Origin of the sequence: Phytoactinopolyspora endophytica (assembly GCF_004138495.1) — a bacterium.
Classification (GTDB): domain Bacteria; phylum Actinomycetota; class Actinomycetes; order Jiangellales; family Jiangellaceae; genus Phytoactinopolyspora; species Phytoactinopolyspora endophytica.
The window spans coordinates 45627-48057 of the sequence record NZ_ML142874.1 but is presented as its reverse complement, the minus strand read 5'-3'; the positions used below and the strand labels follow the sequence as shown (position 1 = coordinate 48057).

3 protein-coding genes are annotated in these 2431 nt (G+C 69.2%); 1 reads left to right on the top strand and 2 read right to left on the bottom strand.

Translation table 11 applies throughout. The annotated features are described in order from the left end of the window. Positions 1-1230 (top strand): hypothetical protein (locus tag ELR45_RS31715; protein ID WP_165368275.1); only part of this gene is annotated, 1230 nt, incomplete at its 5' end. Positions 1231-1262: 32 nt separating this feature from the next. Here ELR45_RS31715 and ELR45_RS31710 read toward each other — a convergent pair. Together ELR45_RS31710 and ELR45_RS36120 are read right to left on the bottom strand one after the other, a co-directional pair. Beyond that, on the bottom strand, positions 1263-1955 hold the full coding sequence (locus tag ELR45_RS31710) for a hypothetical protein (RefSeq protein WP_129669848.1): 693 nt from the start codon (positions 1953-1955) through the stop codon (positions 1263-1265). Further along, a partial coding sequence (locus tag ELR45_RS36120; RefSeq protein ID WP_165368274.1) for a hypothetical protein occupies positions 1952-2431 on the bottom strand: 480 nt, incomplete at its 5' end. The genes ELR45_RS31710 and ELR45_RS36120, both read right to left, overlap by 4 nt.

The window sequence follows — 2431 nt, the reverse complement described above, 5'->3', positions numbered from 1 at the left end:
ATCCTCCTCGCCGGAGAGGCTGGACGCTACGGTGCCCTGTGGGCGGCCGTGGAGCTCAGCGACATCCATGGCCCGCTGGGCGTGCTCGTTCTCGCGCTGGGTCCGCTGGCGGTCGTGTCCGCCCTGATCGCGGCGCTATACGCGTTGCGTCATTCACTCCGCTCGGTGTCGGATACGGCGTCGATCTCGAACACAGTGTCGGTGTCGGATACGGCGTCGGTGTCGGTGTCGGACGCAGTGTCTGCGGCTCCCAGCGCGCCCGTCGGCTCGTCAGGGGGAGCAGCCCAGACGATCGGCCGCGTACTCGTGCCGTTCCTGGTGATCTACGAGTCGTACGGCTATCTCGAGGACGACGTCTTCCGCTTCGTCAACACCGCGGTGGCCGATGAGATGTTCGACGTCGACGTCCTGCTGGGCACGGATACGATCGACCCGAACCGGACCGCTCTGGCCACTGGCTGGGCGGCGATGCTGGTGGTGGCTGTCGCGCTTGTGCTGCGGTTCGGCTTCAGCGCACTGGTCCACCACCGTCGCATCACCAGCCTGGTGTGGGTCATCGCCTATCTCGAGGCCTTATGGCTGGCCACCCTGGCTCGTACTCTCGTCGCTCACGTGGGCGCCGCGTTCAGGTGGCTGCGGGAGAACGCGGCGGTGCAGATGGCCATCGACGGGTGGCACGGCGTGGTCGCGGCGACCGGACCGCTGGCCGACGCCATCAACCGGGCGGTGGCGTGGATGGTCGCGCTCATCGGCTCGGTTGACACGGTGATCGTGGCTCCGTTGGCATGGCTGGCCGTCGGCGCCGTCGTGTATGGCCGGGAGCTCGGCGAACCGGTGCGGCGCATGGCCGCCCACCGTGCTGGGAAGGATGACCGGCTGTCCACCCGCGTACCGCAGCCGGTCCGGGCCGCCGCCCAAGAGCTCACGTCGACGGTCACCGAACCGTTCGGCGACGTCGGCGCCGGCCTGCGCCGGCTTGCGCTTGCCGGGCTGATGCCGCTAGCGCTGTTCACCGTGTCGTTCATGGCGGCCCAGCGGCTGGAGCACGTACTGAACCTGGCCTGGCGTGAGATCCTCGGGCCGATGCCGCTCGGAACGATGCTGGCGTTCTCACCTCATATGGCGATGGTGTCGCATGCCATCGGAACCACGGTCGTGGTGTGTCTGCTCGGTGCCACCATCGATTGGGTCTTCGACCGTGGCAGCTCGTCCGACGCTCGGGTCGCATAGGTACGAGGCCGCGTCACCTTTGGGGTGACCCCTCACGACGACACGTGAAACGCCACATAGCGCGGTGCGCCCCAGGCGAGCCGGACCTCGACGATCTCGGTGTCCGCCGGCACCACGACGACGGGCGCGACGCTGAACTGCTCAGGGCGGCTGTCCGAGTCCGAGCCGTCGTCAGGGCCGGCTGTGCCCTCGAACAGCTCGAGGTCCGGGCCAGGATTGTCGGGCGGGACACACGGCGACGTGGCCTGGCTGATCGACGGCGACGCGTACTGGTAGGCGTATTCCGTACCGTCTGCACCGATCACGCTGAGCCGGCACCCGACGAGTGGCACGTCGGGAGCCGCGGTGAGATCCAGAACCACGGCCACCCCGCGCGTCCCGGGCGGGAGCTGGATGCTCTCGCCGGCCCCGCCGAATGGTTCGGTCGCTTCCTCCAAGCCGACCAGCCGCACGGCCACCTCGATCGGCACGTCTCCGCCGCGGTCGTAGCGGGTGTCGATGAAGTCGACCCACACGCCCTGGCCGGCGTCGACGGCCTCGCGCGGGCGAGCCAGCCACCATTGCTCCTCCACCTGATAGGAGGCGGCGACGAGGGCCGCGGCCAGTACGAACGGGAGGGCCACAAGACCCCAGCGGTTGCGGTGCCACCATCCCTGCCCGGTCAGACTCTGTCCGGTCGCATCCTGCCCGCTCAGACCCTGCCCGGCCGCGCCCTGCCTGCTCATGGGCGCTCGCCGAGCCCTTCGGTGGCGGGTTCCACGCGGATGCCGTCGTCGTCGGCTGCCCACTCCTGCGCGTCCGCCTCGGTCAAGCCCAGGTCGATGACGGCCACGTCGTCCCGCCGGTGGTTCTCGTCGATCGGCTGTAGCGCAAACACGAGAAGAGCGCCGGGCACCGCGTCCACCGGCAGCTCCACCGCCGCCTGGGTATGTCGCGGAATGCCCGCCTGCACCTGGCCGCCTATCGAGAACGGGTTGCGGTTCGATCCCGCCTCGAAGACACGGCCCTCGGTGTCGCGGATCGCGACGTAAGCGGGCGCCTGAGGTTCATGCGCGGCAATGAAGGTGATCGGTACCGCAACGTAGATACCCGTCGTCAGGTACGTGCTGTTGCCGGAGTCGAGCCGGGTCGAACCGTCCGGCCGGCCGATCTCGACCGTCCCGTACCGGAGCTGAAGCGGCTCGCCAACCGCGCCGATGCG